Here is a 25,297-nt window from a genome sequence, read left to right as displayed (position 1 = left end):
CCACCGGCTCCCCTACGATCGCGTGGTGTCCCGGCCGACGTACCCGATTCGCACCGCGCGGCTCACCCTGCGTCCGATCACGCTGGACGACCTCGACGACGTGTACGCCTATCAGCGCCGACCCGACGCCGTCCGCTGGATGCTCGGCGCGGAGCCGCGCACCCGCGAGCAGTCACGGGCATCGGTGCTCGCCATGGCGGGCGAGGACGCACTACGCGCGGAGGGCGACTGCCTGACTCTCGCCGTGGCCACCGACGCCGGGGTGATCGGGACCGTGGAGCTGGTCTGGCGCAACCAACTCGACCGCACGGCCGAAATCGGGTACGTCCTGCACCCCGACCACTGGGGACGAGGGCTGGCTGCGGAAGCCGTCACGGCACTCCTGGACTGGGGGTTCGACGACTTCGGGCTGCACCGGATCTACGCCCGGTGTCACGGCCGAAACGACGCGTCCGCCCGCCTGATGGCCCGGCTCGGCATGCGCCAGGAGGCGCGCCACGTCGAGAGCTACCTGTTCCGGGGAGAGTGGGCCGACCGCCTCGTCTTCGCCGTCCTCGCCCACGAATGGCGGTCGCGGCCCAGGTAGGTCCCATCTCGGGCGTTACTCAGGGCAGTGGCTACGTATGTGCTGTCCGGAGCCGTCTACCGGCCTTGCTGTGAGGAATCCGTTGAGAGTTCGGCTGACGCACACCCGCGGTGATGACCGGCTGGGTGTGGCCGCCGAATTAGGTGGTCGAGAGCGGGGGTTACCCGTTGGTGCTGGGCGGCAGTGGCTGGCTGAGTGTGTCGGAGAAGCCGTACACCATCTCGGGGACAGTGGGGGTGCGCGACAGCGGGTTGCCGATGCGCATCAAGTGGCCCGCAGCTGCCGTAGCCGCTGTAGTTGCACAGCGGCTACGGCCCGGGGAATCTGTCAGAACGGGTTGCGGGCCCGTTTGAGTTCGCTGAACTGCGGTACTGACGACAGCAGCCGCAGCGCCTGCAGTAGCTTGTCGGCCTCAGTCCCTTCGGGTGCCGGCGACACCACCGGGCCGAAGAAGCCCGGCCCGTCGTCCAGGACCGTTACCGGACTTCCGGCCTCGTCACCGACCTGGGCCTGTGCCTCGTCGTGGCTGGCACGCACCACCGCGTCTAGCGAGGTGTCCTGAGCTGCGCCGATCAGGTCCGCCGGCAGATGCGCCGCGGTGATCGCCGCGGCCAGGGTCTCGGTGTCGGGATTGGCGTTGTCCGTGTGTAGTCGCTGGCCGAGTGCGGTGAACAGCCGGTCGACGGCGTCCTGCCCGTACTTTTGGTCGGCGGCGGCGAGGACCCGGTGGGCGCTGCGGCCGAACTCGCGCATTGGGCGGGAGTGGTGGGGGATGTCCCTGCCCTCGTTGAGGATGGCGAGGCTGAGGAATTTCCAGGTGATCGGTTCGCCGGTGCGGCTGGCCGCTTCCTTGATCCAGCGCGAGGTGCGCCAGGTGAAGGGGCACGTCGGGTCGAAGTAGAAGGTTATGGATGACATGTCGATCATCTCGCTCGTCCGGTCGGCGGCTGGTGTGCCGGCAACAATTCGGTGGTGCCCGGTGGTGGCGGCTGTCCGGTACCGCGCTGAGCCGTGAGGTGACGGCTCAACGCGGGCTGGTAGGACAGCAGCCGCGGCTCATCGCGATGCTGGTGTGGTGTCCATCTGCGGGGCCGTTGTGGCGGTGTCGCGGCCGGTGAGTGTGATCGCGGCGAGGACCGCGGCCACGCCGGCGATGCCGGCGGCGCCGAGCAGCGCGGCGGAGTACCCGTCGGTGAGGGCGGCCGGGTTACCGAGTTCGTCGGCGCCGTGGGCGGCGGCGAGCGCGGTCATGGCGGCCAAGCCGAGGGCGGAGCCGACCTGGTAGCTGGTGTTGACGATCCCGGACGCCAGGCCGCCTTCCTCAGGTCGGGCGCTGGACAGGGCGGTGCCCAGCGAGGGGATGAACGCCAGGGCCATGCCGAGGGCGGCGACCAGCGAGGCGGGCAGCACGTCGACCAGGTAGCTGCCGGTCGGGCGGATCAGCGCGAGCCAACCCAGACCGGCCGCGAGGACCGCAAGGCCGGTGACCAGGGTGGTTTTAGGGCCGAATCGGGCGATGACGCGGGGCGCGGCGACGATCATGCCGATCATGATGAGGACGGTCATCGGCAGCAGCGCGGCGCCGCTGGGGAAGGCGCTGTAGCCGAGGACCTGCTGCAGGTAGAGGTTGAGGTAGAACCACATCGGGATCCACGCCGCGCCGAGCAGCAACTGCGCGACGTTGGCGGCGGACAGGTTGCGGTTGGCGAGGATGGACAGCCGCATCAGCGGCTCGCGCCGCTTGGCCTGAATGGTCAGGAATGCAGCGAGCAGAATCGCGGCGCCGGCAAGGGTGGCCCACGTCTGGGCGGAGGTCCAGCCGACCTCCGGGGCACGGACGATGCCGTAGACGGCGGCGCCGAGCCCGGCGGTGACAGTGAGCGCGCCGGCGACATCGAGGCTGCCGTGCCGGTTGCCGCCGGCGGGCATGAGCGTCGGGGTAGCGATCAGGGCGAGCAGCGCGATGGGGATGTTGAGGTAGAACACCCATGGCCAGCTCGCGTATTCGGTGATGACGCCGCCGAGGAACACGCCGGCGGTGCCGCCGGCCGGGGCGGCCGCGCCGTACAGGGCGAGAGCCTTGGTGAGTTCAGCGGGCTTGCCGCCGAACAACATCATCAACAGCGTCAACGCGGATGGGGCGATCAGCGCTGCACCGGCGCCCTGTACAGCGCGGGCGGCGAGTTCGACTTCGACGGTGCCGGCGAGGCCAGCGGCGGCCGAGCCGGCCAGCAGGATCACCCATCCGGTGGCGAAGATGCGGCGGGCCCCGAACAGGTCGGAGAGCCGACCGCCGAGCAGCAGCAGCCCGCCGAAGGCGACGACGTAGGCGTTGAACACCCAAGACAGGTTGCCGGGTGAGAAGCCCAGGTCCTCGCGCATCCGGGGTAGGGCGACGCCGATGATCGAAGTGTCCATGATGACGATGAACTGTGCGAGGGCGATGAGCCCGAGGGCCCACCAGCGTACGGAACTGCGGGACATGACGAACCTCCTTGTACCCCTGGGGGGTATCTGTGTCGGTTGCCATTCTTACCCCCCGGGGGTATATCCCGTCAAGGAGAGTTCCGCTTTGGCATCCACGTCACACCAGCGCGGCAGCCACTTCCGAACCATACCGTAGGGGGGTAGGGTAAAGGCTGGTGATGGGAGCAGCTCATGACACACGGCTACATCAAAGACAAGGACGACTACCTCAAGCGGCTGCGCCGGGTAGAAGGCCAGATCCGCGGACTGCAGCGCATGGTCGACGACGACGCGTACTGCATCGACATCCTCACGCAGGTCTCCGCGGCCACCAAAGCCCTGGAGACGGTGGCGCTGGGACTGCTCAACGACCACCTGGCGCACTGCGTGGTCGACGCGGCGCGCGGCGGCGGCCCGGACGCCGAGGTGAAGCTGAAGGAAGCCTCCGACGCGATCGCCCGGCTCGTGCGGTCCTGAAGCCGCTCGCCGTCACCGACGTTCACCCCACCAGCGAAGGGATACTGCGATGTGCGGTACAGATGACGCTTGCACCTGCTCGACTCAGGCGTCGACCACGACGACGGCTGCGGCCACCAGGCCAGGGAACTCCCAGCAGGTGTTTCAGGTATCCGGGATGACGTGTGGCGGCTGCGCATCACAGGTCAGCAAGCAACTCGCCGAGGTACCCGGCGTCAGTGACGTCAGCGTTGACGCCGCCACGGGCACGGTCACGATCACCAGCAGCGCGCCAGTCGACGCCGACGCAGTCGCCGCGGCCGTCTCCGCGGTGGGCTACCAGCTAGTTCACTGACGTTTCCCGCGGCCACCGGCCCGGCGTGAGAATGCCTTCCACAGGCTTCTCACGGCCGGATGTGGTTGCGGCGTAGCTCTCAGCAGCTAGTCGGGACCGAGTCGGCCCATGGCCGCGGCCGGGCCTCATAGCTGATGACGGTGATGACCGCAGGCAGCGCCTCCGGGTTAGCGGTGGCCGGGTCGGCATCGACGCCGGTGCGGCCAGCGCGCGCGAACGTCTGCGCCCGGTGTACCCCGCTGGCATCCTCGAGTGTTTCCCCGATCAACAGGCCACAGCTGCCACCGTGACGGTGCCGGTGTAGGTGCCAGTCGCCAACTGCCAGTTGCCTGGCCGCCTGCCGGGCAGCTGAATCGCGCCGATACCCGTATGGGGTACTTTTGGTGGCATGGAAGAGATGATGTCGGCCGAGCCGCACGGGTATTCGGCCGGGAAGCAGGCGCTGTTGGCGCGGCTGAAGCGGGTCGAGGGGCAGGTCCGCGGGTTGCAGCGGATGGTGGAGAACGATACCTACTGCATCGACGTGCTGACCCAGATCTCCGCGGCGACCAAGGCCTTGCAGGCGGTCGCGGTCGGTCTGCTGGAGGATCATCTGCGCCATTGCGTGGTGCAGGCGGCCAAGGAAGGCAACGCCGAGGCCAAGATCAAAGAAGCGACCACGGCGATCGCCCGCCTTGTCAAATAGCGCCGCCCGCCCTCGCGAGATGCGGGACAGGCGGCGCTTGACGAATGCCCTTACTGCTGTGCGGTGATGCTGGTGAAGCGGCGCAGTCGCAAGCTGTTGCCGACTACGAACACCGATGAGAACGCCATCGCCGCTCCGGCGATCATCGGGTTGAGCAGGCCCGTCGCGGCCAGCGGCAGCGCAGCCACGTTGTAGGCGAACGCCCAGAACAGGTTGCTCTTGATGATCCGCAGGGTGCGCCGCGACAGCCGGATCGCGTCCGCCGCGGCCGTCAGGTCGCCGCGCACCAGGGTCAGGTCAGCGGCCTCGATGGCGACGTCGGTGCCGGTGCCCATCGCCAGACCCAGGTCGGCCTGGGCAAGAGCCGCAGCGTCGTTGACGCCGTCGCCGGCCATCGCCACCACCTTGCCCTGATCCTGCAGCCGCTTGACCACGTCGACCTTGTCGGCGGGCAGCACGTCCGCGATCACCTCATCGATCCCGACCTCGGCCGCGACGGCCCGGGCGACGGTGGCGTTGTCGCCGGTGAGCAGCACCGGGGTGAGGCCGAGACCACGCAACGCGGAAATCGCTTCGCGGCTGGTCGGTTTCACCGCGTCGGCGACCGCCAGGACGCCGCGTGCTTGGCCAGCCCAGCCGGCGACCACGGCGGTCTGCCCCGTCCGCTGCGCGGCCATCACCGCCTGCTCGATCTCGGCGGTGAGCGTGTAGCCGCGTTCGCGCAGCAGCTGCGGGCGACCGACCAGCAGCTCCCGATCGTCCACGGTGCCGATGACACCGAGCCCTTCCAAGTTCCTGAAGGCGGTGACCGGCGGGAGCGGCGCACGGTCGGCGCCAGCGCGGGCGATCGCCTGGGCGATCGGGTGTTCCGAGGCGGCCTCGACCGCGGCGGTCAGCCGCAGCAGCTCTTCTCGGTCCTGCCCCGGCGCCGGGATCGTGTCGACCAGGGTCATCCGGCCGGTGGTGACGGTGCCGGTCTTGTCCAGCACAATCGTGTCCACGCGGCGGGTGGACTCGAGGACTTCCGGGCCTTTGATGAGGATGCCAAGCTGGGCGCCGCGACCGGTGCCGACCAGTAGCGCGGTCGGGGTGGCCAAGCCGAGCGCGCACGGGCAGGCAATGATCAGTACGGCGACGGCGGCGGTGAACGCCGCCGTCCAGCCGCTGCCGGTGCCGACCCACCAGCCGAGGGTGCCGGCGGCGAGGGCGATGACGATCGGGACGAACACGCCAGAGACCCGGTCGGCCAATCGCTGGGCGGCGGCCTTGCCGGTCTGGGCCTGCTCGACCAGCTTGGCCATCTGCGCCAGCTGGGTGTCCGACCCGACCCGGGTTGCGCGGACGATCAGCCGGCCGCCGGCGTTGACGGTCGCGCCGACCACAGTGTCGCCTGGGCCGACCTCGACGGGTACGGACTCACCGGTCAGCATGCTCGCGTCGACGGCGGAGGTGCCGTCCTCGATCACGCCGTCGGTGGCGACCTTTTCCCCCGGCCGCACCACGAACCGGTCCTCCACCGCGAGCTGCCCGACCGGGATCCGCACCTCGGTGCCGTCGCGCAGCACGGTGACATCCTTGGCACCCATCTCCAGCAGAGCACGTAGGGCGGCGCCGGCGCGGCGCTTGGACCGGGCCTCGAAGTAGCGGCCGGCCAGGATGAACGTGGTCACGCCGGCCGCGGCCTCGAGGTAGATGTTGCCGGCGCCGTCGGTGCGGCCGATGTCGAAACTGAACGGGTGCGTCATGCCCGGGGTGCCGGCCGTGCCGAGGAACAGTGCCCACAGCGACCAGCCGAACGCCGCGAGGGTGCCCAGCGACACGAGTGTGTCCATGGTTGCAGCGCCGTGCCGCAGGTTGGTCCAGGCTGCCCGGTGGAACGGCAGCCCGCCGTAGACGACGACCGGCGCGGCCAGGGTCAGCGACGCCCACTGCCAGTAGGTGAACTGCCAGGTCGGGACCATGGCCAGGAGAATCACCGGGACGCTGAGCGCGATCGCGGTGAACAGCCGGGTTCGTAATGGGCGCAGCTCGTCGACGGGCTGGGCCTGCTCCGCCGGGTCGTCGGCGCGCTGCGGGGGTGGAGGCAGAGCGGCGGTGTAGCCCGTCTTCTCCACCGTGGAGATCAACTCTTCGGCGGTGACGCCGTCGTCGTACGCCACGGACGCCTTCTCCGTGGCGTAGTTGACGGTGGCGGTGACGCCGTCCATCCGGTTGAGCTTCTTCTCGATCCGCGACGCGCAGGAGGCGCAGGTCATGCCGCCGATCGACAACTCGATCTGGTTCGGGGCCGTTTCCAGTGGCCGCGTGATCGCCATGAGCGCTTCTCCTTACTGGTGGGTGTGGCCGTCTGCGCCGTGCCCGGACGGGCTCGGCGCCGACGAGGTGGCCGGCGTTTCGGCTGCGGGAACCGGGGTGCCGGCGACGGCGGTGAACTCGGCGGTACGCACCTTCCCGCCGTGCTGGAAGTCCAGGTAGAGCCGGTAGCCGCCGGCGGCGGGAACTTCGGTGTGGAAGACCACGTCCGGGCCGGGAGAGGTACGGCCGTCACCGGGTTCGCCGTCGGGGTGCACGTGCAGGTACGCCAGGTCGCCGTCGCGCAGTGCGACGAGATGGCCGTAGGCGCCGAGGTAGGGCTGCAGGTTGGTGACCGGTTTGCCGTCCTTGCTCACTGACAGCGTCAGTTTCGAGGAGCCGCCGGGGATGAGGTCACCGGTGAGGGTGACGGTGTACCCGTCGACGGTCGTGGAGCGTTCGGCGGCCGGTAGCGGCCGGGGTCGGTAGTCGCCGGATGCCGGCACGTCGGCGCCGAGGGTGAGACCGTCGGCGTGTCCGGCGGGCTGGAAGTCGGCGAACACCCGATACTGCCCGGCGGCGGGAACGGCGAGCGGGATCGACCAGGTGCCGTCGCTTTCCAGTTGCGGGTGGACGTGCTGGAAACCGGCCAGGTCGCGGCGCACCACGATCAGGTGCAGGTCCTTGTCGTGGTTGGTCGTGTACTTGGTGACGGGGGCGCCGTCGGGTCCGATGATCCGGAACCGGAACGGTTGCGGCGCACCGGTGGACAATTCGCTGCTGATCGGGGTGAGCCGGTAGCCGTCCTGGGTGATCTGCAGGCCAGCCGGCAGGGCGGCGGCCGGTGCGACGCTCAAGCTGGCGGCATGACCGCCATGGGCGGCAGCCGGGGCACGCGGGGTCCGGGTGGGGCCGGAAGCGTGACCGAGGCCGAGGGCAGCCGTGAACACGGCCGCCAGCCCGATCCCGAAGCCGCCGAGTTTGACAGCGTTGTTCATAACCTACCTCGCAAGTTCGTAGCCCGCCTCGTCGACGGCGGCGGCGACCGCCGCGTCGTCGAGAGGCCGGTCGCTGGTGACGGTGACCGCGCCGGAGGCCAAATCGACCTGGACGTCGGTCACGCCGGGAATCTGCCGGATTTCAGTGCTGACCGAGTTGACGCAGTGCGAGCAGGTCATCCCGATCACGGTGTAGGTATGGGTCGCCATGACGGTCTCCCTTGTCGGTTCGCGGCGCGCGGCTCTCACCCGCTCACCACACACTATACCCATACCCCCCAAGGGTATATGAGGTGAGGTGGCGGTCACATCAGCCCGGCCTGGACGCCGGCCGGCTGCGGCGCCTGGCCGATGCCCTGGATGAAGGGCCGGCCGCGCACGGGTTCGGCGAGGACCAGCGGTGGACCCTGGCGCGGGTGTCGGATCTGATCGCTCGGATGTTCCGCACCCGGTACACGCTGCGCGGCACCTCGTATCTGCTGTACCGCATCGGCTGGTCGGTGCAGGTCCCGTCGCACCGGCCCGTCGAGCGTGATGAGGAGGCGGTCACGACGTGGCGGCGGGAGGTGTGGCCGGCGGGAAAACGGTAGCGGCGCAGCGCGACGCGTGGATCTGCTTCGAGGACGAGGCCGGTCAGACGCTGCGCCCACCGAAGGCCCGTACCTGGGGCCGACGCGGCGAAACGCCGGTGATCCCGGTTTCGGGTAAGGGGTCCGGCCGGGTCTCGATCGCGGGGCTGGTCTGCGTGAAGCCGGGCCGACGCAGCCGGTTGATCTACCGCACGATCACCCATCGCGGCCGCAAGAACGAACGACGCAGCTTCGCCGAGACCGACTACATCGCTCTGCTCGACGCCGCGCACCAGCAGCTCGGCGGTCCGATCGTGCTGGTCTGGGACAACCTCAACACCCACATCAGCGCCGCGATGCGGCAAATGATCAACGGCCCGTTGCGAACGGTAGGGTTTGACCTTCCGGTAGGGGGAGCCGCGATGCTGGTCTCATGCTAGGAATTGGTGAGTTTGCAGGTCTGACCGGGCTGAGCGTGAAGGCGCTTCGCCACTATGACGAGAAGGTTGTGCTGGTCCCGACCGAGGTCGATGCCTTGTCGGGGTATCGAAGGTATGGGGAGGGTCAGGTTCGTGCTGGCGTCGTCGCGCGGGCGCTTCGTGACGCCGGAGTTCCTCTTCCGGCAGTTGCGGCGGTGGTCGCCGCCGGCGGGGCGAGCGATGCTCTGACGGAGCACCGCCGGCGGGTTCTTGAGGACCGCGCGAGCGAAGACCGCGCGTTCGCGGCTGCCGAGGAGGTGCTTCGCGCGTTGGCGGTTCCGGTTGCGGTGGATGAGCGTGAGATGGCTCGGCAACCGTTCGTCGGGCAGGTGATTTCCGTGAGCGTGGATGATGCTGAGTCGCTGTCCGACGAGGACGCCAATGCGGTGTTCGGTGGACTGTTCGAGCAGTTGCAGGCGTCCGGTCTCGGCCCGAGTGGGCAGTTCTGGACGACGCTCCGAGCAGGCGAGCGGGGAACAGTCGAGGTCGTCTGCTGCTGGCCTACGCCCACCGAGGTCGACGACGAGTGGTGCGGTCCGCAGACATTCGCCGGAGTTCTTCCGGCCCGCACCGAGTTGGTCGCGACTTGGCGACCGGCGGAGGGCGAGACGCTCCCGGACGGTCCTACACACCCGGCCGTCGTCGCGCTCTTCGACGCGATTGCCGGTCGGCAGATCGAACTGCGCGGCATGGAGGTGCGCCAGACCGTGCTTGGTCAGAGCGAAGAAGACTACGCCGTCGAGGTCTCTGTCTCCGTGGAGACGCGATGACTGCGGGCGTGGGCGGTGCTGCTGACCTTTCCGCTCTCGTGCTGCGCGGGATCGCCTGGGCCATTCTCCTGGCCGGTGTTGCCCTGATCGCCCGCGGAACAAGGACCACGGCGTAGTGGAGAGCTTCCCGTTCCGGCTCAGCGAGTTGCGCGACCGCGCCGGCCCCGACGTGATCCTCACCAAGCGGCGGGATGGCGAGGAGCACGGCTACGTCGCCACGTTCCGCACGCCCGAGGACTTCGTCCGCTACGCCGACACGGTGTGCGACGGCTGAGGGGGGGCGCACCCCAGGGTGATTGCGAAGTCGGGCGGGAGCGCTTTGATCAGGGAGTCCGGGGGGGTTCCTGGCGTGGGCGCCGCTCCACCGCAGGTATGCCTACCGGCTCCTTTGGAGCTGAGTCGAACACGACATCACCCACGCCCGTCGCGATCGGCGACCGCAGGCGAACGGCCCGGCGGGGTGGTGGGTGACGCGACGGCGGTGGCCCGACCGGCGGTGATGACGTGGACGACTCAGCTCCATAGGCGGCGTACCACGGCATCGAGCCGCCGCGCCCACGGCTCCGCCCGGGCCACGGTCCCCGGCCGACCGGGGACCGCACCCGCGACAACGCAATGACCCTGGGGCGCACCCAATCAGGTCAAGTCAACCAGATAGTGCCCGTTCGAGCGTGTTGTCCGCCCACCCGCCGCCTACCTGATGAGTAGCAAGACAACTACCCATAGTGGAGCACCTGGCGGTACCGTCGCGGGTACACGATGTACCCCACTCGGGTGAGGTGTTCCATGGTCGACCAACAGCAACCCACGCCAGGACAGCGTGTCGAACGGCTCCGTCGGGCCGTCGGCCTCTCCCGGGAACGCCTTGCCGGGCTCGCCGGGATCAGTCCGACCACTGTGAAGTTCATCGAGAACGGCCGGCGCAGCCTGACCCTGCGGGCTGCCCAGCAGCTCGCCCCGCACCTCGGCGTGCGCGATCTGGCCGATCTGTTCGGTCCATCCGTGACGCTGTCTCTGGAGGGCCGGCCGAGTCACCCTGCCGTCGACGACGTGCGGCGTGCGCTGACGGCCTGGCGCATCACAGTCAGCGGACCGGCGGATTCTCCGGACTACCTGCGCGGCGCGGTGGATTCCGCCTGGCAGACCTGGCACACCTCCCGCCACCAGCGGACCGAGGCCGGCCAGGTCCTGCCCGGCCTGCTCGACAGCGCCCAGCGGGCCGCCCGCCTGCACACCGGCGAGGATCGACGTGTCAGCCTCGCCTTGTTGGCCCAGGCGTACCATCTCGCGCAGGCGTACCTGGCCTGGCACGGCGACCGGGAGCTGTGCTGGATGACCGTGGACCGGGGGATGACCGCCGCCCTGGACGCGGATGATCCGCTGGCCATCGCCCAGTCCATCTGGTACGCCGCCCACGTCCTGCGTGCCGTCGGCCGCAGCGACGAGGCCGTGGAGCGGCTGCGGGAGGCCCGTGGACTGATCGAGCCGCTGGTCGCCGACGGGAGCCCGGAGTACGCGGAGATGCTCGCCGACCTGCACCTGTGCGCCGCGCTGACCCGGGCCCGCGCCGGTGACCAGGGCGCGTGGGCGGACTGGGACACCGCTCGGAGCGTCGTCGAGCGAGTGCTGCCCGCTGGGTACGTCGGCCTGCGCACGCGCGTTTCCCGGCCGCTGGTCGACGTGTACGCGGTGATGTGCGCCGTCGACCTCGGCAACCCCGACGAGGCCCAACGCCGGGCGCACGCCCTGGACCCGGCGTCGATCCCGTCCACCGAGCGGCGGGGCAGGCACTATGTCGAGCTGGCTCGGTCGGCGGACCTGGAAGGAGCCCGGGAGGCCACTCTGCACCTGCTCGGCCGGGCGGAGGCGACCTCACCGGAGACGGTCCGGTACTCCCCGGCCGCCCAGGACATGTTGAGCCGATTGGTCCGGGAGGCCCCGGCATCGATCCGGACCGAGGCCGTCGACCTGGCACGACGCGTGGGGGTAGCCGAGTAGGTACGGCGTGTCACCGGGTACGTGGCGTACCCCTTGGTAATTGATCCGGCACATAACGTCATGTCGCCTGGTGGCGGCAGTGAAGTAGACAGCGCACGAACCATCCCGCTGTCGCCATCGCACCGGCGCGGTCCTGATTGCCTTGCGCGCGGCGTCAGGGCCGCGCCCATCCTCTGGGCGCGGCGGTGACGGTCCTTCCCCGAGCTTCGCCGCCGCGCCCCGTTTGGGAAGGTTGCGGATGGACGGCACGGATAGCGGCTCGGCGCAGAGCCGGAGCGAGCAGGCCGAGGCCGCCGAGCGGGAGGCGGCGAGGCGGCGGCTGTTGGAGCAGGCCGAGGCGGACCGGGTACCGGTCGAGGAGACCACCCGGGCCGTACCCGACCGGAGGTGGCGTCGTGACCAGCCATGACCTCCCGATAGGCCGCCGCGTCGCGCGGCTACGGGTCCGACGGCGGATGACCCAGCAGATGCTCGCCGACCGGCTCGGCCGGTCGAAAAGCTGGGTGGACAAGGTCGAACGCGGCGTCCGCGCCCTGGACAAGGTTCCCGTCATCGCCGAAGTCGCCGCCGCTCTACGCGTCGACCCGACACTGCTGCTCGGCCGGGTCGCCTCGTCCGCCCCGGACTCGGGGACGGTCGCCGCCGGGGTGGACGGGGTGCGGGCCGCCCTCGCCCGATACGACACGGCCCCGGCCGAGCCGGGCGACCCTGCGACGACGCCGGTGGGCGAGCTGGGCGGACGGGCGGAGCACGCCTGGCTTACGTACGAGCACGCCGACTACCCGGGGCTGCTGCGGGTGCTGCCCGGCCTGCTCGGCGACGCCCGGCGCGCCCACCGCGACGGCCGAAGCGACGAGGCGGCGGGCCTGCTGGTGCAGGTGTACCGGGTCACCGCGTCGGTGCTGGTGAAGCTCGGCGAGGCCGACCTCGGCTGGCCCTGGCCGCCACGGTCCCCGCCGCGCACCGGATCGCGGCCTGCCGGTCACCCGACAGTGCGCCGGAGCTGCTGCCGCTGCGCGGGGCGCTGCTGGTCGAGGCCGCCCGCGCGTACCTCCAGATCGGCGACCCGCTCGCGGCGGGACGCGCGCTGGTCGAGGCGGAGCGAACCGCGTCGGCCGAGGTCCGGTTACGGCCGGTGGCCCGTACGCTGATCACCGACCTGCTGCGCGGCGGACCGGTCCCGGCGGACGTCGCCCAGCTCGCCACGGACCTCGGGATCGGGTGACCACCGCCCGGTGGACGCTGTGTCACTCCGATCCTCCCCCCGTCCGGATCCGCGACCGACGCACGCCGGGTCAGCGCGAGTCGTGCTGCTCCCCGCGCGCCCGCCGGTGCTCGCCGGCCGCCCGGCCGTGCGCGTGGGCGAGCAGCCGGTCGACCTCGGGGAGCCGCCGGACGCCGGGGTTGAGCACGCAGGCCCAGCCGTACGTGCCGTAGGCGGGGTGGGGCAGGATCTCGTCGCACCGGGTGAAGTCGATTCCCGACCGGTGGTCGGGGAGTTCTGCGGGCGGGTAGCCGAACCGGCGTCGGAACTCCTCGCGGCCGACGTGCACGTTGAGGCGGAAGATTCCCGGCCGGTCGAGGTGCGAGTCCTCGTCGAACCCGGGGACGTCGTGTTCCACGATGGTGGCGAACGGCCGGCGACGGTCGGACCCGACGAAGAAGAACCGGTCGCCCCAGCTCGCCTCCGGCGCACCGGACCGCTGGTCGGCCTGCACCTGCGTGACGTGCGGCAGCGCGACGATCCGCTCGACGAGTTCGGCCACGACCGGCGCCGCCCGGTCGCCGGAGGGCTCAGGCAGAGAAGTCATGACCTCTACCGTATCGTTGAACTGCCCTGTGAAGGTTTGGCGTTGTCTGCTGCTGGGAGGTCGAGCTGAAGTCTCAAACGGGAGGACGTGAGCGTTCGTACCGTCCCGCGGACCTCGCCCGGGAGCACGGCATCTCCACGCAGGCGGTCCGCAACTACGAACGCGACGGGGTGCTGCCGCTGGCCCCGCGCACGCCGAGCGGCTACCGCGCCTACTCGGCCCTGCACGCGCACGCGCTGCGCGCCTACCTCGCGCTCGTCCCGGCACACGGCTACGCGACCGCCGGCGAGATCATGCGCGCCGTCAACGCCGGCGACGTGGACACCGCACTGCGGGCGATCGACCGCAGCCACGCCCAACTGCTCCGGGACCGCGAGACGCTCGACGCCGTCGAGGCGGCTGTCGGGGTCCTGACGGCCGCCCGCGTCCCCGCCGGGGCCGTCCCGGCGGGGACGCCGGCCACGGGCCGGCCCGACCGTCCGCTGACGATCGGCCACCTCGCCCACCGGATCGGCGTTACGCCGGCCACCCTGCGCAAGTGGGAGCGGGCCGGCGTCCTCGTGCCGCGGCGCGGTCCCGGGACCGGCCACCGGCTGTACCGGGTCGACGACGTCCGCGACGCGGAGCTGGCCCACCTGCTCCGGCGCGGCGGCTACCGGCTCGACCACATCGCCACGGTCCTGCACCAGGTCCGCGCCGCCGCCGGCCCCGAGGCGTTGGCCGGCTCGCTGGAGGACTGGCGGCGGCGGCTCACCGACCGGGGGCGGGCCATGCTCACCGCCGCCGCGCGGCTCGCGGACCACCTGTCCCCGCCGGACGGTCCCCGGGGCTAGCCGATCCGGGAGACAGAACCTGGGCTGTTCCCGGCCCACAGCGCTCGGAGAGGGCGTAGCGCAGCAGCACGACGTCGCCGATCTGCCGGACCTCCGCCACCGCGGCCCGGCTGCCGGAGTGCCACGGGAACCGGCCGTCGCCGGGGAACCGGGGCGCCCGGCGGTCGCCGACGAAGAACGGCGCGACCACGAGGTGCAGTTCGTCGGCGAGCCCCCCGCCGAGGAACTGGGCGTGCACCCGCGCGCCGCCCTCCACCATCAGCCGGCGCACCCCCCTGGTGGCGAGGTCGGCGAGCACCCGGCACAGGTCGACCTGGTCGCCGACGGCCGCGACCGTGGCCAGCCCGTCGAGGCGGTGCCGGGTCTTCTCCAGCGCCGACGTGGCGCAGTAGACGATCCGGTCGGCGTCACCGACGGCGAAGAACCGGGCCGCCGGGTCGAGGTCGCCGGTGCCGGTGACGGTCACCTTCGTCGGCGACGGGGGCAGGCCGCGGGCGACCCGGGCCGCCCGGCGCTCGGCCGAGCGGATGACCAGGCGCGGGTCGTCGACCCGGACGGTGCCCGCGCCGACGAGGATCGCGTCGCACCCCGCCCGGACGTCGTCGATCCGGTCGAGGTCGGCCTCGTTGGACAGCAGCAGCCGTTGGTCGCTGGCGTCGTCGATGTACCCGTCGATCGACATGGCACAGCTGACCAGCACGTACGGCCGCTCCGGCGCTGCCGGCCCGCCGCCCGGCGCGGTCCCCGGCGACCCGGCGGAATCCGGGCCGGCCCGGTCGGATGTCGGGGGCGTCAACGGACGAACGGGAGGTCGATGGTGTGGGCGGCCCGGCCCACCTTCGCGGCCAGGTAGTCGGCGTTGACCGGGGACAGGTGCAGCCGGGTGGGCACCCGCGCGGCCACCTCGATCCCGAGCCGGCGCAGCTGCCCTTCCTTGTCCGGGTTGTTGCTGAGCAGGGCCACCCGGTCGGCGCCGAGGGCGGCCAGCATCTGGGCGGCGACGGTGTAGTCCCGCTCGTCCGCGCCGTGCCCCAGCGCCAGGTTCGCCTCGTACGTGTCCAGCCCGCCGTCCTGGAGGGCGTAGGCGTCGAGCTTGGCGTACAGGCCGATGCCGCGGCCCTCCTGGCGCAGGTAGAGCACGAGCCCGCCGGCCTCGGCGATCCGCTCGACCGCCTCGCGCAACTGGGGGCCGCAGTCGCACCGCTGGCTGCCGAACACGTCCCCGGTCAGGCACTCGCTGTGCGGGCGGACCAGCGGGGGCGGCCCGCCCGCGGCGGCCCGGTCCAGCGCGGCCGTCCAGTCGCCGAGCCCGAACGCCAGGTGCTCCCGGCCGTCGACGAGGCCGTGGAACGAGAACACCCGGGCCGCCGCGGCGTAGCCGTCGGGAAAGCGCAGCGGGACCGTGACCTGGGTACGGACGGTGGCGACGGGCAATGCTCCGGACATCGGTCTCCTTCGTCGGGCGGTCGTCCACTCACGGGTACACGCCGGGCCGGCGCGGGTGGCCGACGCGCGGATGGCGTGGTCGACGGCGGGTACGGCAGCCATCGCATCGACGGCGATGGTTAGTACCGTACCCATCGCATCCGTGGCCGGGGGGTAGGGCAGCGCCGGCCCTGGCGGGCGGACGGTTCACCGGCAGCCGACGAGCAGGTCGCGGTGGTCGACGAGGACGTCGAGCCGGCCGGCCGCCGCGTCGGCGAGGCGCCGCCGGGCGTACGCCGTGGTCGGTCCGGTCAGCTCGGGCCGCTGCTCGCGGGCGGCGCCCAGCCAGCCGGTGAACCACGCGGCGGCGAGGTCCGCCCGGTCCGGGCCGAGCCGCCAGGGGCTGGGCCGGACGTCGACGCCGACGCCGTGCCGGGCGAACGCGGCGACGCAGGCGTCGACGGCGTCCGGGCCGAGCAGGGTTCGGCCGTCGACGGTGCGCCGCTGGTGGTCGTCGAACGCGGCGGCGACCTCGGCGTCCAGCGGGTCGGCCGGGGTCAGCTCCACCCTGCCCACCACGGAGAGGGTGAGCAGGGCGGCCCGGCCGGCGCACGCCGCCACGATCCGGCCGAGCTCGTCGGCGGTGAGCATGTCCAGCAGCGCGGACGCGGTGACCAGGGACGCATCGGCGAGGTCGGCGGCGGTCAACCGGGTGAGGTCGGCCTGGCGGGTCTGCACGGTGACGGGGGCGCCGTCGGCGGCGGTGTCCACCATGGCCGACCGTGCCCGCGCCAGCAGGCCGGGGTCGCGGTCGTACAGGATCCAGTGCTGCGGGCCGGGCAGCCGGGGGGCCAGCCAGCGACCCATCGAGCCGGTGCCGGCGCCGAGATCGTGGACCACGACCGGCCGGGTGCCGGCGAGGCGGCGGCGAACCGGTTCCAGCAGGTCCGCCGCCCTGGCCGCCGCGTCGGCGGGCTCCCGCAACCGCAGCCAGCCGGCGAAGGCGTCCGCGTCCTGCCCGTCGTTCATGCCGCCAGGGGAGAGTTCGCCGCCCAGGCCGCTCGTGGAGACCTCGCCGTCGCTCATGCCGTCGCTCATGCCGTCACTCCTCTCAGGACCGCCGCGAGGGTCGCCGCGGTGGCCGCCCAGTCGGCCAGGTTGTCCCGGCGGGCGCGGGCGGCGCGGCGCAGCCGCTCCCGCAGGCCGGGGTCGCCGAGCCAGGCGCGCAGCGCGCCGGCCAGCGCGGCCGGGTCGTCGGGCGGCACCAGCAGGCCGGGCCGCTCGCCGCCGGGGGCCCGGCCCAGCGCGTCGGGCAGCCCGCCGGCATCGGTGGCCAGCACCGGGGTCCCCCGGGCGAGCGCCTCGGTGACCACCATCCCGTACGTCTCGCCGCGCGAGGCCAGCACCAGCAGATCGGCGGCGGCGTACGCGGCGGCCAGGTCGACGCCGGTACGCGGACCGACCAGCTCCACCCGGCCGGCCAGGCCGGACCCGGCGGCCTGCCGGCGCAGCCGGTCGACGTACGCCGGGTCGCGGGTCAGCGCGCCGACGCAGCGACAGCGCCAGGGCAGGTCGGCCACCGCCGCCAGGGCGGCCAGCAGCACGTCGTGCCCCTTGTGCGGGGCGACCGCCGCGACGCAGAGCAGCCGGTTGCCGACGGGCGACCCGGGGACCGGCGGGGCCGGGTCGACCCCGGGCGTGGCGACGTGCACCCGGTCGGCGGGCAGCCCGTACCGCTCGCGCAGTCGCCGTCGCGTCCACCCGCTGGTGGCGACGACGGCGGTGGCGGCGGCCAGGGCGCGCGCCTCGGTGGTGTCGCCGCGCGGCAGGTGGACCAGGACGACCAGCCGCAGCCGGCGGGCCTGCGGCTCCAGCGCCTCCGGCGCGACCGAGGCGACCAGGCCGTCGAGCAGCACGACCGCGCGGTCGGGCAGCGCCGCGAGCCGGGCGGCCAGGTCGGCCCGCTCGGCCGGGGCGGGCGCCGGCCAGCCGCCCGGCACGGCATGCTCGTGGACCCGCCAGCCGGCGTCGGCGAGCCCTCGGCAGATCCGGCGGTCGTAGTGGTTGCCGCCGCTGGGGGCGGCCGGGTCGTCGATGTCGCCGGGCAGCACCACGTGCACCTCGGCGACGCCGGCCGCCCGGGCCGTCACAGGGGCCGCTCGTAGCTGGCCCAGGCGATGTGCGACTCGTGCAGGGTGACGGTGATCCCGGCGAGCCCGCGCGCCCCCTCGCCGAGGTCCCCGGCGTGCACCCGGTCGGCGAGCCGGTCGGCCACCGTCCGGGCCAGCACCTCGGTGGTGGTGTTCACCCCGGCGAACGCGGGCTCGTCGTCGAGGTTGCGGTAGGTCAGCTCGCCGAGCACGGCGCGCAGCCGCTCGGTGGCCAGGCCGATGTCGACGACGATGCCGTCGGCGTCGAGGTCGGCCCGGCGGAACGTCGCGTCGACGACGAAGGTGGCCCCGTGCAGGCGTCGCGCCGGCCCGAAGACCTCGCCGCGGAAGCTGTGGGCGATCATCATGTGATCGCGGACGGTCACGCTGAACACGGGTCACTCTCCTAATAGGTGATGAGGTGGCAGAGCGCGGGCAGGGTGCCGGCGCTCAGTCCGGCGAGCACGTCGGGCAGCTCCGCGAAGGGTGAGCGGCCGGTGATCAGCGCGTCGAACGCGGGATCGGCGAGCAGTTCCAGGGCGAGCGCGAGCCGGTCGGCGTACGTGCGGCTGCCCCGGCGGGCCGGGGCGATGGTGCCGACCTGGCTGCTGCGCACGGTCAGCCGCCCCGAGTGGAACGCCCCGCCGAGCGACAGCCGCACCGGGCGGTCGCCGTACCAGCTCAGCTCCAGCACGGTGCCCTCCGGGGCGAGCAGGTCCAGGGCCCGCTGGAGCCCGGCGGAGCTGGCGCTGGCGTGCACCACCAGGTCGCGCCCGTCGGTGGCCGTCTCGGGGGTGGCGAACGCGACGCCGAGCGCCGAGGCGACGGCGGCCCGGGCGGGGTCGGCGTCAACCAGCTCGACCCGCACGCCGGGGAAGCGGGCCAGCAGCGCCGCGACGGCGCAGCCCACCATGCCCGCACCGACCACGGTGACCCGGTCGCCGACCAGCGGCGGGGCGTCCCAGAGGGCGTTCACCGCGGTCTCCACGGTGCCGGCCAGCACCGCGCGCGCCGCCGGCACCCCGTCCGGCACGGGCACCACGGCGGCGGCCGGCACGACGTACGCGCTCTGGTGCGGGTACAGGCAGAAGACGGTACGCCCGCGCAGCGCCGCCGGGCCCTGCTGCACCACACCGACGCTGAGGTAGCCGTACTTGACGGGGGCGGGGAAGTCGCCCTCCTGGAACGGGGCGCGCATCGCGGCGTGCTGGTCGGCGGGAACCCGGCCGGCGAACACCAGCGTCTCGGTGCCCCGGCTGACCCCGGAGTAGCGGGCCCGGACCAGCACCTCGTCGGGCCCGGGGGCGGGCAGCACCACCGGCCGGATCTCCCCCGCCCCGGGCTCACGCAGCCAGAACGCGTACGCGTCGCGGGTCACCGACATCTCCTCTGCGCCACGTCGTCCTCCTCGTTGTGCAGATCGGGCGAACCGTCGGGCCGGTCTTGCGGGTTGTGGGTGGACGGCCCGTCGACAACAGTCTCTCGATCATCGAACACGGAGGCACGGTGCGCAGGGTTCAACATGGTCCGCCGGCCGGGCTGATCGTCCAGTTCGTCCTGTTGGCGGGTCTCGGCGCGACCGTCGGCCTCGGACCCGCCGGCTGGCTCGCCGGGCTGGGTTGCCGCCGCGCCGGTGGCGCAAGGTGGTCGCCGCGGTCCAGGGCGTCGCCCTGGCGGTCGCCGCCGTCCGGCCTGCTCCCACCGGCTGCGGCGAACGTGCTGCTGGCCGGCGCGCTGGCCCTGCTGGTGGAGTCGTTCGGCCGGGACGTCGGGTGGCTGTGGCAGCGCCGACCGGACGCGGTCCGGGACGACGGCCCAGGCGCCCGACACCACGACATCGGATGGGGTCACTAAACACAGCCTTCGATCTAGTTGTACACCCCTTGCAGTGCCACTGTATGCGGCTTACACTGCTCCAACCTGTGCCGGTGTAGTCCCTGCGCCGCCGCCGCGGCGGGTATTCCGATGTAAGGAGCGCATAGTCTTGTTTCAGCATTTCAGCAAAAGAAAGCGTGCCGGCTCCATCGCCCTTGCCGCACTGACCACCCTCCTGCTCCTGGGTGGGTGCGGTGATTACACTCCGCCGTCGTCCGAGCCGCAAAAACCCGGCAGCGGGGACGGTCGTACGATGGAGAGTCTCGATCCCGAACCGCTCAACACAGAGATCGCAGCGAAGCTGCCCGAGAAAATCCGGCAGCGCGGCTACATTACGGTCGCCACCGACCCCATTTACCCGCCGTACGTCTTCTACGCCGACAACAACAAGGACATCATCGGCATGGACCCGGAGATCGGCCGGGCGATCGGTCAGGTGCTGGGCCTGGAGCTCCGGTTCGAGCAGGTGGCATGGGCGGGTGTCCTGGCCGGAGTCCAAACCCACCGATACGACATGTCACTGGTCTCGATGTTCGACACACCCGAGCGGCAGAAGCAGGTTGACTTCGTCAACTACTACAAGGACGGCTCGCAGTTGATCGTCCAGAAGGGCAACCCGCATAAGATCAACGATCTGAGGGACATCTGCGGACACAACGTCTCGGTCCTACAGGGCTCCACCATGCTGTCGCAGTTGGAGAATCTGCAGAAGGAATGCGAGAAGCAGATGCAGATCTCGATTGTGCCCTCCACCGCAGACCAGGTTATGCAAATCCAGACCAAGCGTGCTGTTGCCACCATCGCCAACGGCCTCGTGGTGAAGTACATCGCGGAAAACCAGGGTATCTCCAGCGTAGAGATTCTGGAAGGTAAGGCTTACCAGCCCGGTATCAAGGGAATGGGATTCGCCAAGGACAACGCCCAGTTGCGCGATGCGGTGCAGGCGGCCATGAACGAGGTCATCAAGAGCGGCAAGTACACGGCGATCCTTCAGCGCTGGGGCGCTCCGGCCGACTTCGCGATCCAGGAGGCCACGATCAACGGCGGGGTAGAGATCAAGTAGTTCGGGCGACAGCCGATCGATTTCTCACCACGTCATCGGGCAAGGAGCGAAGATCATGGAAAGCGTCCACACCGTGCTCGGACCGAGGGCGCCGGAGGAGTTCACGCAGGTACTGCCCCACGAGCATCTGCTGTGTGACTTCAGCCCGGTAACGGGGCAGGGTCCCCATGTCCTCAACGACCTTGAGTTGATCATCCCGGAGGTGCTGGAACTACCGGACGTCACGAGGACGTGCCTGGTAGAGGTCACTCCCGCGGATGTCGGTCGGAACCCGGCGGGACTGCGGGCCATCTCCGAGCGGACCGGGCTCTGGGTGGTGATGGGGACCGGGTGGTACCGCGAGTCGTACCACCCGCAGGAAATCGATCGGCTGTCGGTCAATGAGATCGCCGACCGGATGGTCGAGGAGTTGACCACCGGGGTTCCGGTGACCGGTCCGGCCGTTCAGGCCGGCATCATCGGGGAAATCGGTTCGGATCGGGACTACGTCAGCGCGGCCGAGGAACGGGTGTTGCGCGCGGCGGCCCGGGCGAGCAACCGTACCGGCGCCGCGGTGACCACGCACGCGTTCATGTATCCGGTTGGACTGCCGCAGCTTGCTGTAATGCTGGAGGAACGGGCGGATCCGAGCCGCATCGTCATCGGGCACGCGGACACGTACATGAACCCGGACTACCACCGTGAGTTGCTCAAGCGTGGGGTGTACGTCGAGTTCGACACCTGCGGTCGGACGCACCTGAATCCGGATGCGCGTCGAGCCGACGCGCTCGTGGCACTCATCCGGGCCGGCTGGCTGGAGCAGCTTTTGATCTCCAGCGACCGGTGCTTCCGGTCGGATCTCAAGGCGTTCGGCGGCGTCGGCTATCCCTGGGCGCTCACCGGCTTCGTGGCGTTGCTCAAGGACCGTGGGGTGAGCGCGGATGAGATTGACGTCCTCACCAGGGTCAATCCGTTGCGGATGCTGGCATGGTGAGGACGCCCCGGTTCAGTCCTGGATCACGTCGGGCGGGGTCGGCGGGCTCACCACCCAGATCACCTGAGCGGTGGTCGAACCCAGGTTCTCCGCCCGATGGGCCTGTGAGCTGTAGAACTCCATGCTGTCCCCGCCTTCGAGGATGTACTCGACCCCGTCGACCTCGAAGAGCATCCGACCGGAGATCACCATGAAGATCTCCTGGGAGTCGCCGTGGGTGTACGGCTTGGTGCCGGTGGAGGTGCCGGGAGCGAACTCGCCCACGGTCACCTCGACGGCCCGCAGTGGGGGACGGGTGACCAGGTACTTGACTGGCCCGTTCATCGACCGCAGGACGGGGCGGTCGGCCGCCCGCAACACCCCCGGCGCGGAGCTCTTGTCCTGGTCGAAAAGATCAGCCAGGGTAACGGACAGTGCCGAGGCGATCGCACGTAAAGAGTTGAGACTCGCGTTCGACTTCCCGCGCTCCAGTTGGCTCAGGAAGCTCACGCTGACGCCAGCATCTTTGGCGACTCGGCTCATCGGAAGTCGTCTGCTCTGGCGCAGCTCTCGAATGCGCTGCCCAAGGGGGTTCGGTTCCGTAGCGTCACTGTCCACGGCTGCAGACAATAGCACACTTCACAAGATGTGCAGTGGGCTGACCCCGCGTGGCGCCAGATAGAGCACGGAGTTTGCCGTGAGTTGTATCGGCTTCAATGAGTATCGGTGCGATGGGTCTCGGATCGCACAGGATTTGATGTCTCCGAGGGGATCGTAACAATGGATGTTGATACCGCAGAGCGGGCCAAAGCGAATGCCGTCGGGCCGCAGGTGCACATAATCAACCTACGGCATCGTGGTCGAAGTGTGGTGGCGATCGTTGCGTTGCTGCTGGTGGTGGCGCTAGGATATTCCTTGCTCGCCAACCCCAACATCAACTGGGACGCGGTCGGATACTACTTCACGGAGGAGTCCATCCTCCGTGGTGCATTGATGACGATTCAGCTCACCGTCCTGGCCATGCTGGTTGGCTTGGTCCTGGGTTTGATATTCGCCATCATGCGGATGTCGGAAAATCCGGTCCTCAACGGTATCGCGAACGCGTACATCTGGTTCTTCCGAGGCACCCCACAGCTGGTCCAGCTGATCTTCTGGTTCAACCTGGCGTTCCTGTTCCCGCGGATCGGCATCGGGAGCTACACGGTCGACACCAACACCGTCATGACCCCCTTCGTGGCGGCGCTGATCGGGTTGAGCCTGAACGAGGGCGCCTACATGGCCGAGATCGTCCGGGCCGGCATCCTCGGCGTTGACCCAGGTCAACGGCAGGCTGCCACCGCCATGGGTATGACCCCCACGCAGATCATGTTGCGAATCACCCTGCCCCAGGCAATGCGCTTGATCATCCCCCCGACCGGCAACCAGGCCATCGCGATGCTGAAGGTCACCTCACTGGTATCGGTTATCTCCGCGCGGGAACTGCTGACCAGCGCCCAGATCATCTACGCCAAGAACTTCTTGATCATCGAACTGCTGATCGTGGCGAGCTTCTGGTACCTCATCATCACGACGGTGGCTACGGTCGGCCAGCACTACCTGGAGAAGTGGTTCGATCCGGAAAGCGGCCGCAACGGAAGAGGTAGGTCGGCGAAGCGGTCGAGGTTGACCCAGATTTCGCGTGGACTCAAGAAGTCCACCGCGCCAACGGGAAAGGCCTAAGAAAATGAACGTCCCCACGTGGATGGTCGAGGCTCAGGGCGTTCGTAAGAACTATGGTGACCTCGAAGTGCTCAAAGGGATCGACCTGCAGATCCCACCTGGATCGGTAACCTGCCTGCTGGGTCCGTCCGGCTCCGGCAAGAGCACATTCCTGCGCTGCATCAACCATCTGGAGAAGATCGATGGTGGCCGCCTCACCGTGGACGGCCAGTGGATGGGCTACCGGCTGCTCGGCAACAAAGCCTACGAGCTTACCCCGCGCCAGCAGGCACACCAGCGCGCCGACATCGGAATGGTCTTTCAACAGTTCAACCTTTTCCCGCATCTGACGGTACTGGAAAATGTCGCGTTGGCGCCGCGAATCGTGCACAAAATCGCGCGGGAGGCGAGCGAAACAAGGGCCCGGGAACTGCTGGCCCGCGTCGGTTTGCATGACAAAACCGGGTCCTACCCCCGGCAGCTGTCCGGCGGTCAACAGCAACGGGCGGCCATCGCCCGAGCGCTGGCGTGTAAACCCAAACTCATGCTCTTCGACGAGCCGACCTCCGCGTTGGACCCGGAGCTCGTCGGTGAGGTGCTCGACGTGATGCGGGATCTGGCCAGCGGCGGGATGACGATGATCGTCGTGACGCACGAGATGACGTTCGCGCGCGAGGTGGCCGACACGATCGTGTTCATGGAGGACGGGCGGGTGGTCGAGACGGGTCCGCCTGACCAGATCTTCGGATCGGCGCACAGTGAGCGGACCCGCCGGTTCCTCACCCGCGTGCTCTGAGGAATTGGCGCAATTTCAACCGAAATGGGAACGGAGAGAAGGTTGTGACAGTGGCGTCTGAGCTCTTGACGATCGAACGGCAGCACCATGCGGGTAGTTTCTCGGCAATCAGGCAGCCGGTGCTGTCCATCGAGCCGGGCACGGGCACCCGTATCGCCTTCGAAACCAACGACGCCTCGTTCCAGCAGATGGACGAGTTCCGCGACATCAAGAAGGTCACCGCGACGAGGAACGCGGTGACCGGGCCGGTCTACGTCGAGGGAGCCGAGCCGGGCGACGTGCTGGCCGTGACGGTGCACCACATCCAGACCGCCGAGCAGGGCTGGTCGGTGTACATCCCGGGGGCCGGCGCGCTGGCCAAGCCCATGGGTGACGAACTGTGGGTGCGGCGGGTGCCGCTGCGCGACGGATACGCCTACTTGACCGACCAGGTCCGCCTGCCGATCCAGACGATGATCGGTTGCATCGGTGTCGCGCCGGCCGAGGGCGAAGCCAACACCATCATTCCTTGTTTCCGTACCGGCGGGAACTTCGACGTGCCGGACATCAAACCCGGCGCCACGCTCTACCTGCCGGTGGAAGTGGAAGGCGCGCTGCTGTCGCTGGGCGATCTGCACGCGGCGATGGCACGCGGCGAATCGTCATTTATCGGGATCGAGACCGCGGGCGTCGCCACGGTCAGCATTGACCTGATCAAGTCGTTTGAACTGGGGGCGCCCCGGATCGACACCGGTGACGAAATCATCTGCATCGGTTTGGGTGATCCGCTCCGCGAGTCGATCCGAGCCGCCTACGAGAGCCTTTTCGACTACCTGGTCGTCGAGCGGGGCTGGGACCGGCACGACGCGTACATCGTGATGAGTGCGGCGGCGCACACCGAACTCGGTGGGCCGGTCGGCTCCGAGCAGCCCGATCCGCTGCATCCGTTGCGGGCAGTCGGGGCCATCACGGTGGCCCGACTCGACAAGGCACTCGCCGACGTGCACGCCACCCGAGCACCCTGGGGTCGGGCCAGGGTGTAGTCGTAGTCGGGACAGGTA

General features: G+C 70.3%; 29 protein-coding genes and 2 pseudogenes. 18 read left to right on the top strand and 13 right to left on the bottom strand.

Annotated features, from left to right (window positions below; translation table 11 throughout):
- The first annotated feature begins 25 nt into the window (after positions 1 to 25).
- Entirely contained in the window at positions 26 to 586 is a 561-nt protein-coding gene (locus tag OOK41_RS16750; RefSeq protein WP_266265871.1) for a GNAT family N-acetyltransferase, read from the top strand.
- 327 nt (positions 587 to 913) lie between these two features.
- On the opposite strand, the gene OOK41_RS16745 is transcribed toward OOK41_RS16750, so the two are convergent.
- Entirely contained in the window at positions 914 to 1,513 is a 600-nt protein-coding gene (locus OOK41_RS16745) for a DsbA family protein (RefSeq protein ID WP_266265870.1), read from the bottom strand.
- A gap of 129 nt (positions 1,514 to 1,642) precedes the next feature.
- The gene (locus OOK41_RS16740) at positions 1,643 to 3,070 is read right to left on the bottom strand and encodes an MFS transporter (protein ID WP_266265869.1); all 1,428 of its coding nucleotides are present in this window, start codon (positions 3,068 to 3,070) and stop codon (positions 1,643 to 1,645) included.
- Positions 3,071 to 3,244: 174 nt separating this feature from the next.
- On the opposite strand from OOK41_RS16740, the gene OOK41_RS16735 reads away from it, so the two are divergent.
- The 3 genes from OOK41_RS16735 to OOK41_RS16725 all read left to right on the top strand — a co-directional run bounded on the left by OOK41_RS16735 (position 3,245) and on the right by OOK41_RS16725 (position 4,548).
- The gene (locus OOK41_RS16735) at positions 3,245 to 3,529 is read left to right on the top strand and encodes a metal-sensitive transcriptional regulator (RefSeq protein ID WP_266265868.1); all 285 of its coding nucleotides are present in this window, start codon (positions 3,245 to 3,247) and stop codon (positions 3,527 to 3,529) included.
- Between the two features lie 49 nt (positions 3,530 to 3,578).
- Positions 3,579 to 3,863, top strand: coding sequence for a heavy-metal-associated domain-containing protein (locus OOK41_RS16730; protein WP_323136171.1), 285 nt, complete (start codon positions 3,579 to 3,581; stop codon positions 3,861 to 3,863).
- Positions 3,864 to 4,263: 400 nt separating this feature from the next.
- Entirely contained in the window at positions 4,264 to 4,548 is a 285-nt protein-coding gene (locus OOK41_RS16725) for a metal-sensitive transcriptional regulator (protein WP_117671824.1), read from the top strand.
- A 50-nt stretch (positions 4,549 to 4,598) separates the two neighbouring features.
- Here the strand turns inward: OOK41_RS16725 and OOK41_RS16720 are convergent, their stop codons facing one another.
- The 3 genes from OOK41_RS16720 to OOK41_RS16710 all read right to left on the bottom strand — a co-directional run bounded on the left by OOK41_RS16720 (position 4,599) and on the right by OOK41_RS16710 (position 8,048).
- Positions 4,599 to 6,863 carry a cation-translocating P-type ATPase gene (locus OOK41_RS16720; protein WP_266265866.1) on the bottom strand — a complete coding sequence of 755 codons (2,265 nt, stop codon included), beginning with the start codon at positions 6,861 to 6,863 and terminating at the stop codon, positions 4,599 to 4,601.
- A 12-nt stretch (positions 6,864 to 6,875) separates the two neighbouring features.
- Positions 6,876 to 7,697, bottom strand: a complete 822-nt coding sequence (locus tag OOK41_RS16715; RefSeq protein ID WP_323136170.1) for a hypothetical protein — start codon at positions 7,695 to 7,697, stop codon at positions 6,876 to 6,878.
- 144 nt (positions 7,698 to 7,841) lie between these two features.
- Positions 7,842 to 8,048: a heavy-metal-associated domain-containing protein gene (locus tag OOK41_RS16710; protein ID WP_117671830.1), complete on the bottom strand. Its 207-nt coding sequence runs from the start codon at positions 8,046 to 8,048 to the stop codon at positions 7,842 to 7,844.
- 83 nt (positions 8,049 to 8,131) lie between these two features.
- On the opposite strand from OOK41_RS16710, the gene OOK41_RS16705 reads away from it, so the two are divergent.
- The 7 genes from OOK41_RS16705 to OOK41_RS16675 all read left to right on the top strand — a co-directional run bounded on the left by OOK41_RS16705 (position 8,132) and on the right by OOK41_RS16675 (position 12,805).
- Entirely contained in the window at positions 8,132 to 8,428 is a 297-nt protein-coding gene (locus OOK41_RS16705; RefSeq protein WP_266265864.1) for a winged helix-turn-helix domain-containing protein, read from the top strand.
- A complete protein-coding gene (locus OOK41_RS16700; protein ID WP_243640050.1) occupies positions 8,392 to 8,847 on the top strand; it encodes a transposase in 456 nt (151 codons plus the stop codon). Before OOK41_RS16705 ends, OOK41_RS16700 begins: the two co-directional genes overlap by 37 nt.
- Positions 8,841 to 9,656: a MerR family DNA-binding transcriptional regulator gene (locus OOK41_RS16695; protein ID WP_266265863.1), complete on the top strand. Its 816-nt coding sequence runs from the start codon at positions 8,841 to 8,843 to the stop codon at positions 9,654 to 9,656. The genes OOK41_RS16700 and OOK41_RS16695 overlap by 7 nt, the downstream gene beginning before the upstream one ends.
- Positions 9,657 to 9,771: 115 nt before the next feature.
- Positions 9,772 to 9,930, top strand: coding sequence for a hypothetical protein (locus tag OOK41_RS16690; protein WP_266265862.1), 159 nt, complete (start codon positions 9,772 to 9,774; stop codon positions 9,928 to 9,930).
- Between the two features lie 512 nt (positions 9,931 to 10,442).
- Complete coding sequence (locus OOK41_RS16685) at positions 10,443 to 11,654, top strand: helix-turn-helix transcriptional regulator (protein WP_266265861.1); 1,212 nt, start codon at positions 10,443 to 10,445, stop codon at positions 11,652 to 11,654.
- 238 nt (positions 11,655 to 11,892) lie between these two features.
- Positions 11,893 to 12,063: a hypothetical protein gene (locus tag OOK41_RS16680; protein WP_266265860.1), complete on the top strand. Its 171-nt coding sequence runs from the start codon at positions 11,893 to 11,895 to the stop codon at positions 12,061 to 12,063.
- Positions 12,050 to 12,805, top strand: a complete 756-nt coding sequence (locus OOK41_RS16675; protein WP_266265859.1) for a helix-turn-helix domain-containing protein — start codon at positions 12,050 to 12,052, stop codon at positions 12,803 to 12,805. The genes OOK41_RS16680 and OOK41_RS16675 overlap by 14 nt, the downstream gene beginning before the upstream one ends.
- 144 nt (positions 12,806 to 12,949) lie before the next feature.
- On the opposite strand, the pseudogene OOK41_RS16670 reads toward OOK41_RS16675, so the two are convergent.
- Positions 12,950 to 13,417: pseudogene (locus OOK41_RS16670) on the bottom strand (DUF6194 family protein); the annotation flags it as partial.
- Between the two features lie 113 nt (positions 13,418 to 13,530).
- On the opposite strand from OOK41_RS16670, the gene OOK41_RS16665 reads away from it, so the two are divergent.
- Positions 13,531 to 14,298: a TioE family transcriptional regulator gene (locus OOK41_RS16665; protein WP_266267844.1), complete on the top strand. Its 768-nt coding sequence runs from the start codon at positions 13,531 to 13,533 to the stop codon at positions 14,296 to 14,298.
- A 28-nt stretch (positions 14,299 to 14,326) separates the two neighbouring features.
- On the opposite strand, the pseudogene OOK41_RS16660 reads toward OOK41_RS16665, so the two are convergent.
- The 6 genes and pseudogenes from OOK41_RS16660 to OOK41_RS16635 all read right to left on the bottom strand — a co-directional run.
- Positions 14,327 to 14,998, bottom strand: a pseudogene (locus OOK41_RS16660) (RibD family protein); the annotation flags it as partial.
- A 92-nt stretch (positions 14,999 to 15,090) separates the two neighbouring features.
- Entirely contained in the window at positions 15,091 to 15,744 is a 654-nt protein-coding gene (gene ribA, locus OOK41_RS16655) for a GTP cyclohydrolase II (RefSeq protein ID WP_266265858.1), read from the bottom strand.
- A gap of 186 nt (positions 15,745 to 15,930) precedes the next feature.
- Entirely contained in the window at positions 15,931 to 16,752 is an 822-nt protein-coding gene (locus tag OOK41_RS16650; protein ID WP_266267843.1) for a class I SAM-dependent methyltransferase, read from the bottom strand.
- Positions 16,753 to 16,817: 65 nt separating this feature from the next.
- Complete coding sequence (locus OOK41_RS16645; protein ID WP_266265857.1) at positions 16,818 to 17,873, bottom strand: glycosyltransferase family 4 protein; 1,056 nt, start codon at positions 17,871 to 17,873, stop codon at positions 16,818 to 16,820.
- Complete coding sequence (locus OOK41_RS16640) at positions 17,870 to 18,268, bottom strand: 6-carboxytetrahydropterin synthase (protein ID WP_117671843.1); 399 nt, start codon at positions 18,266 to 18,268, stop codon at positions 17,870 to 17,872. The genes OOK41_RS16645 and OOK41_RS16640 overlap by 4 nt, the downstream gene beginning before the upstream one ends.
- 11 nt (positions 18,269 to 18,279) lie before the next feature.
- On the bottom strand, positions 18,280 to 19,251 hold the full coding sequence (locus OOK41_RS16635; RefSeq protein WP_266265856.1) for a zinc-binding alcohol dehydrogenase: 972 nt from the start codon (positions 19,249 to 19,251) through the stop codon (positions 18,280 to 18,282).
- A gap of 128 nt (positions 19,252 to 19,379) precedes the next feature.
- Between OOK41_RS16635 and OOK41_RS16630 the strand changes: the two genes are divergently transcribed.
- From OOK41_RS16630 to OOK41_RS16620, 3 genes are all read left to right on the top strand, one after another.
- Positions 19,380 to 19,727 (top strand): hypothetical protein, encoded by a 348-nt coding sequence (locus OOK41_RS16630; RefSeq protein WP_266265855.1) that lies wholly within the window; start codon positions 19,380 to 19,382, stop codon positions 19,725 to 19,727.
- Between the two features lie 130 nt (positions 19,728 to 19,857).
- Positions 19,858 to 20,811 carry an ABC transporter substrate-binding protein gene (locus tag OOK41_RS16625; RefSeq protein ID WP_128763667.1) on the top strand — a complete coding sequence of 318 codons (954 nt, stop codon included), beginning with the start codon at positions 19,858 to 19,860 and terminating at the stop codon, positions 20,809 to 20,811.
- Positions 20,812 to 20,866: 55 nt separating this feature from the next.
- On the top strand, positions 20,867 to 21,784 hold the full coding sequence (locus OOK41_RS16620) for a phosphotriesterase (protein ID WP_266265854.1): 918 nt from the start codon (positions 20,867 to 20,869) through the stop codon (positions 21,782 to 21,784).
- Positions 21,785 to 21,796: 12 nt separating this feature from the next.
- Here the strand turns inward: OOK41_RS16620 and OOK41_RS16615 are convergent, their stop codons facing one another.
- On the bottom strand, positions 21,797 to 22,381 hold the full coding sequence (locus OOK41_RS16615; RefSeq protein WP_256371557.1) for a helix-turn-helix domain-containing protein: 585 nt from the start codon (positions 22,379 to 22,381) through the stop codon (positions 21,797 to 21,799).
- A 162-nt stretch (positions 22,382 to 22,543) separates the two neighbouring features.
- Here OOK41_RS16615 and OOK41_RS16610 point away from each other — a divergent pair, with 162 nt between their 5' ends.
- Genes OOK41_RS16610 through OOK41_RS16600 form a run of 3 tightly spaced genes read left to right on the top strand, consistent with a single transcriptional unit; the run spans position 22,544 to position 25,279 of the window.
- Entirely contained in the window at positions 22,544 to 23,482 is a 939-nt protein-coding gene (locus OOK41_RS16610) for an amino acid ABC transporter permease (protein ID WP_266265853.1), read from the top strand.
- Between the two features lie 22 nt (positions 23,483 to 23,504).
- A complete protein-coding gene (locus OOK41_RS16605; RefSeq protein WP_266265852.1) occupies positions 23,505 to 24,257 on the top strand; it encodes an amino acid ABC transporter ATP-binding protein in 753 nt (250 codons plus the stop codon).
- A gap of 50 nt (positions 24,258 to 24,307) precedes the next feature.
- Positions 24,308 to 25,279: an acetamidase/formamidase family protein gene (locus OOK41_RS16600; RefSeq protein WP_117671857.1), complete on the top strand. Its 972-nt coding sequence runs from the start codon at positions 24,308 to 24,310 to the stop codon at positions 25,277 to 25,279.
- Positions 25,280 to 25,297 lie beyond the last annotated feature (18 nt).

The sequence above is a fragment of the Micromonospora sp. NBC_01655 genome (assembly GCF_026339755.1).
Lineage (GTDB): Bacteria > Actinomycetota > Actinomycetes > Mycobacteriales > Micromonosporaceae > Micromonospora.
The sequence above is the reverse complement of the archived record's forward strand: the minus strand, read 5'-3'. Positions and strand labels throughout refer to the sequence as shown.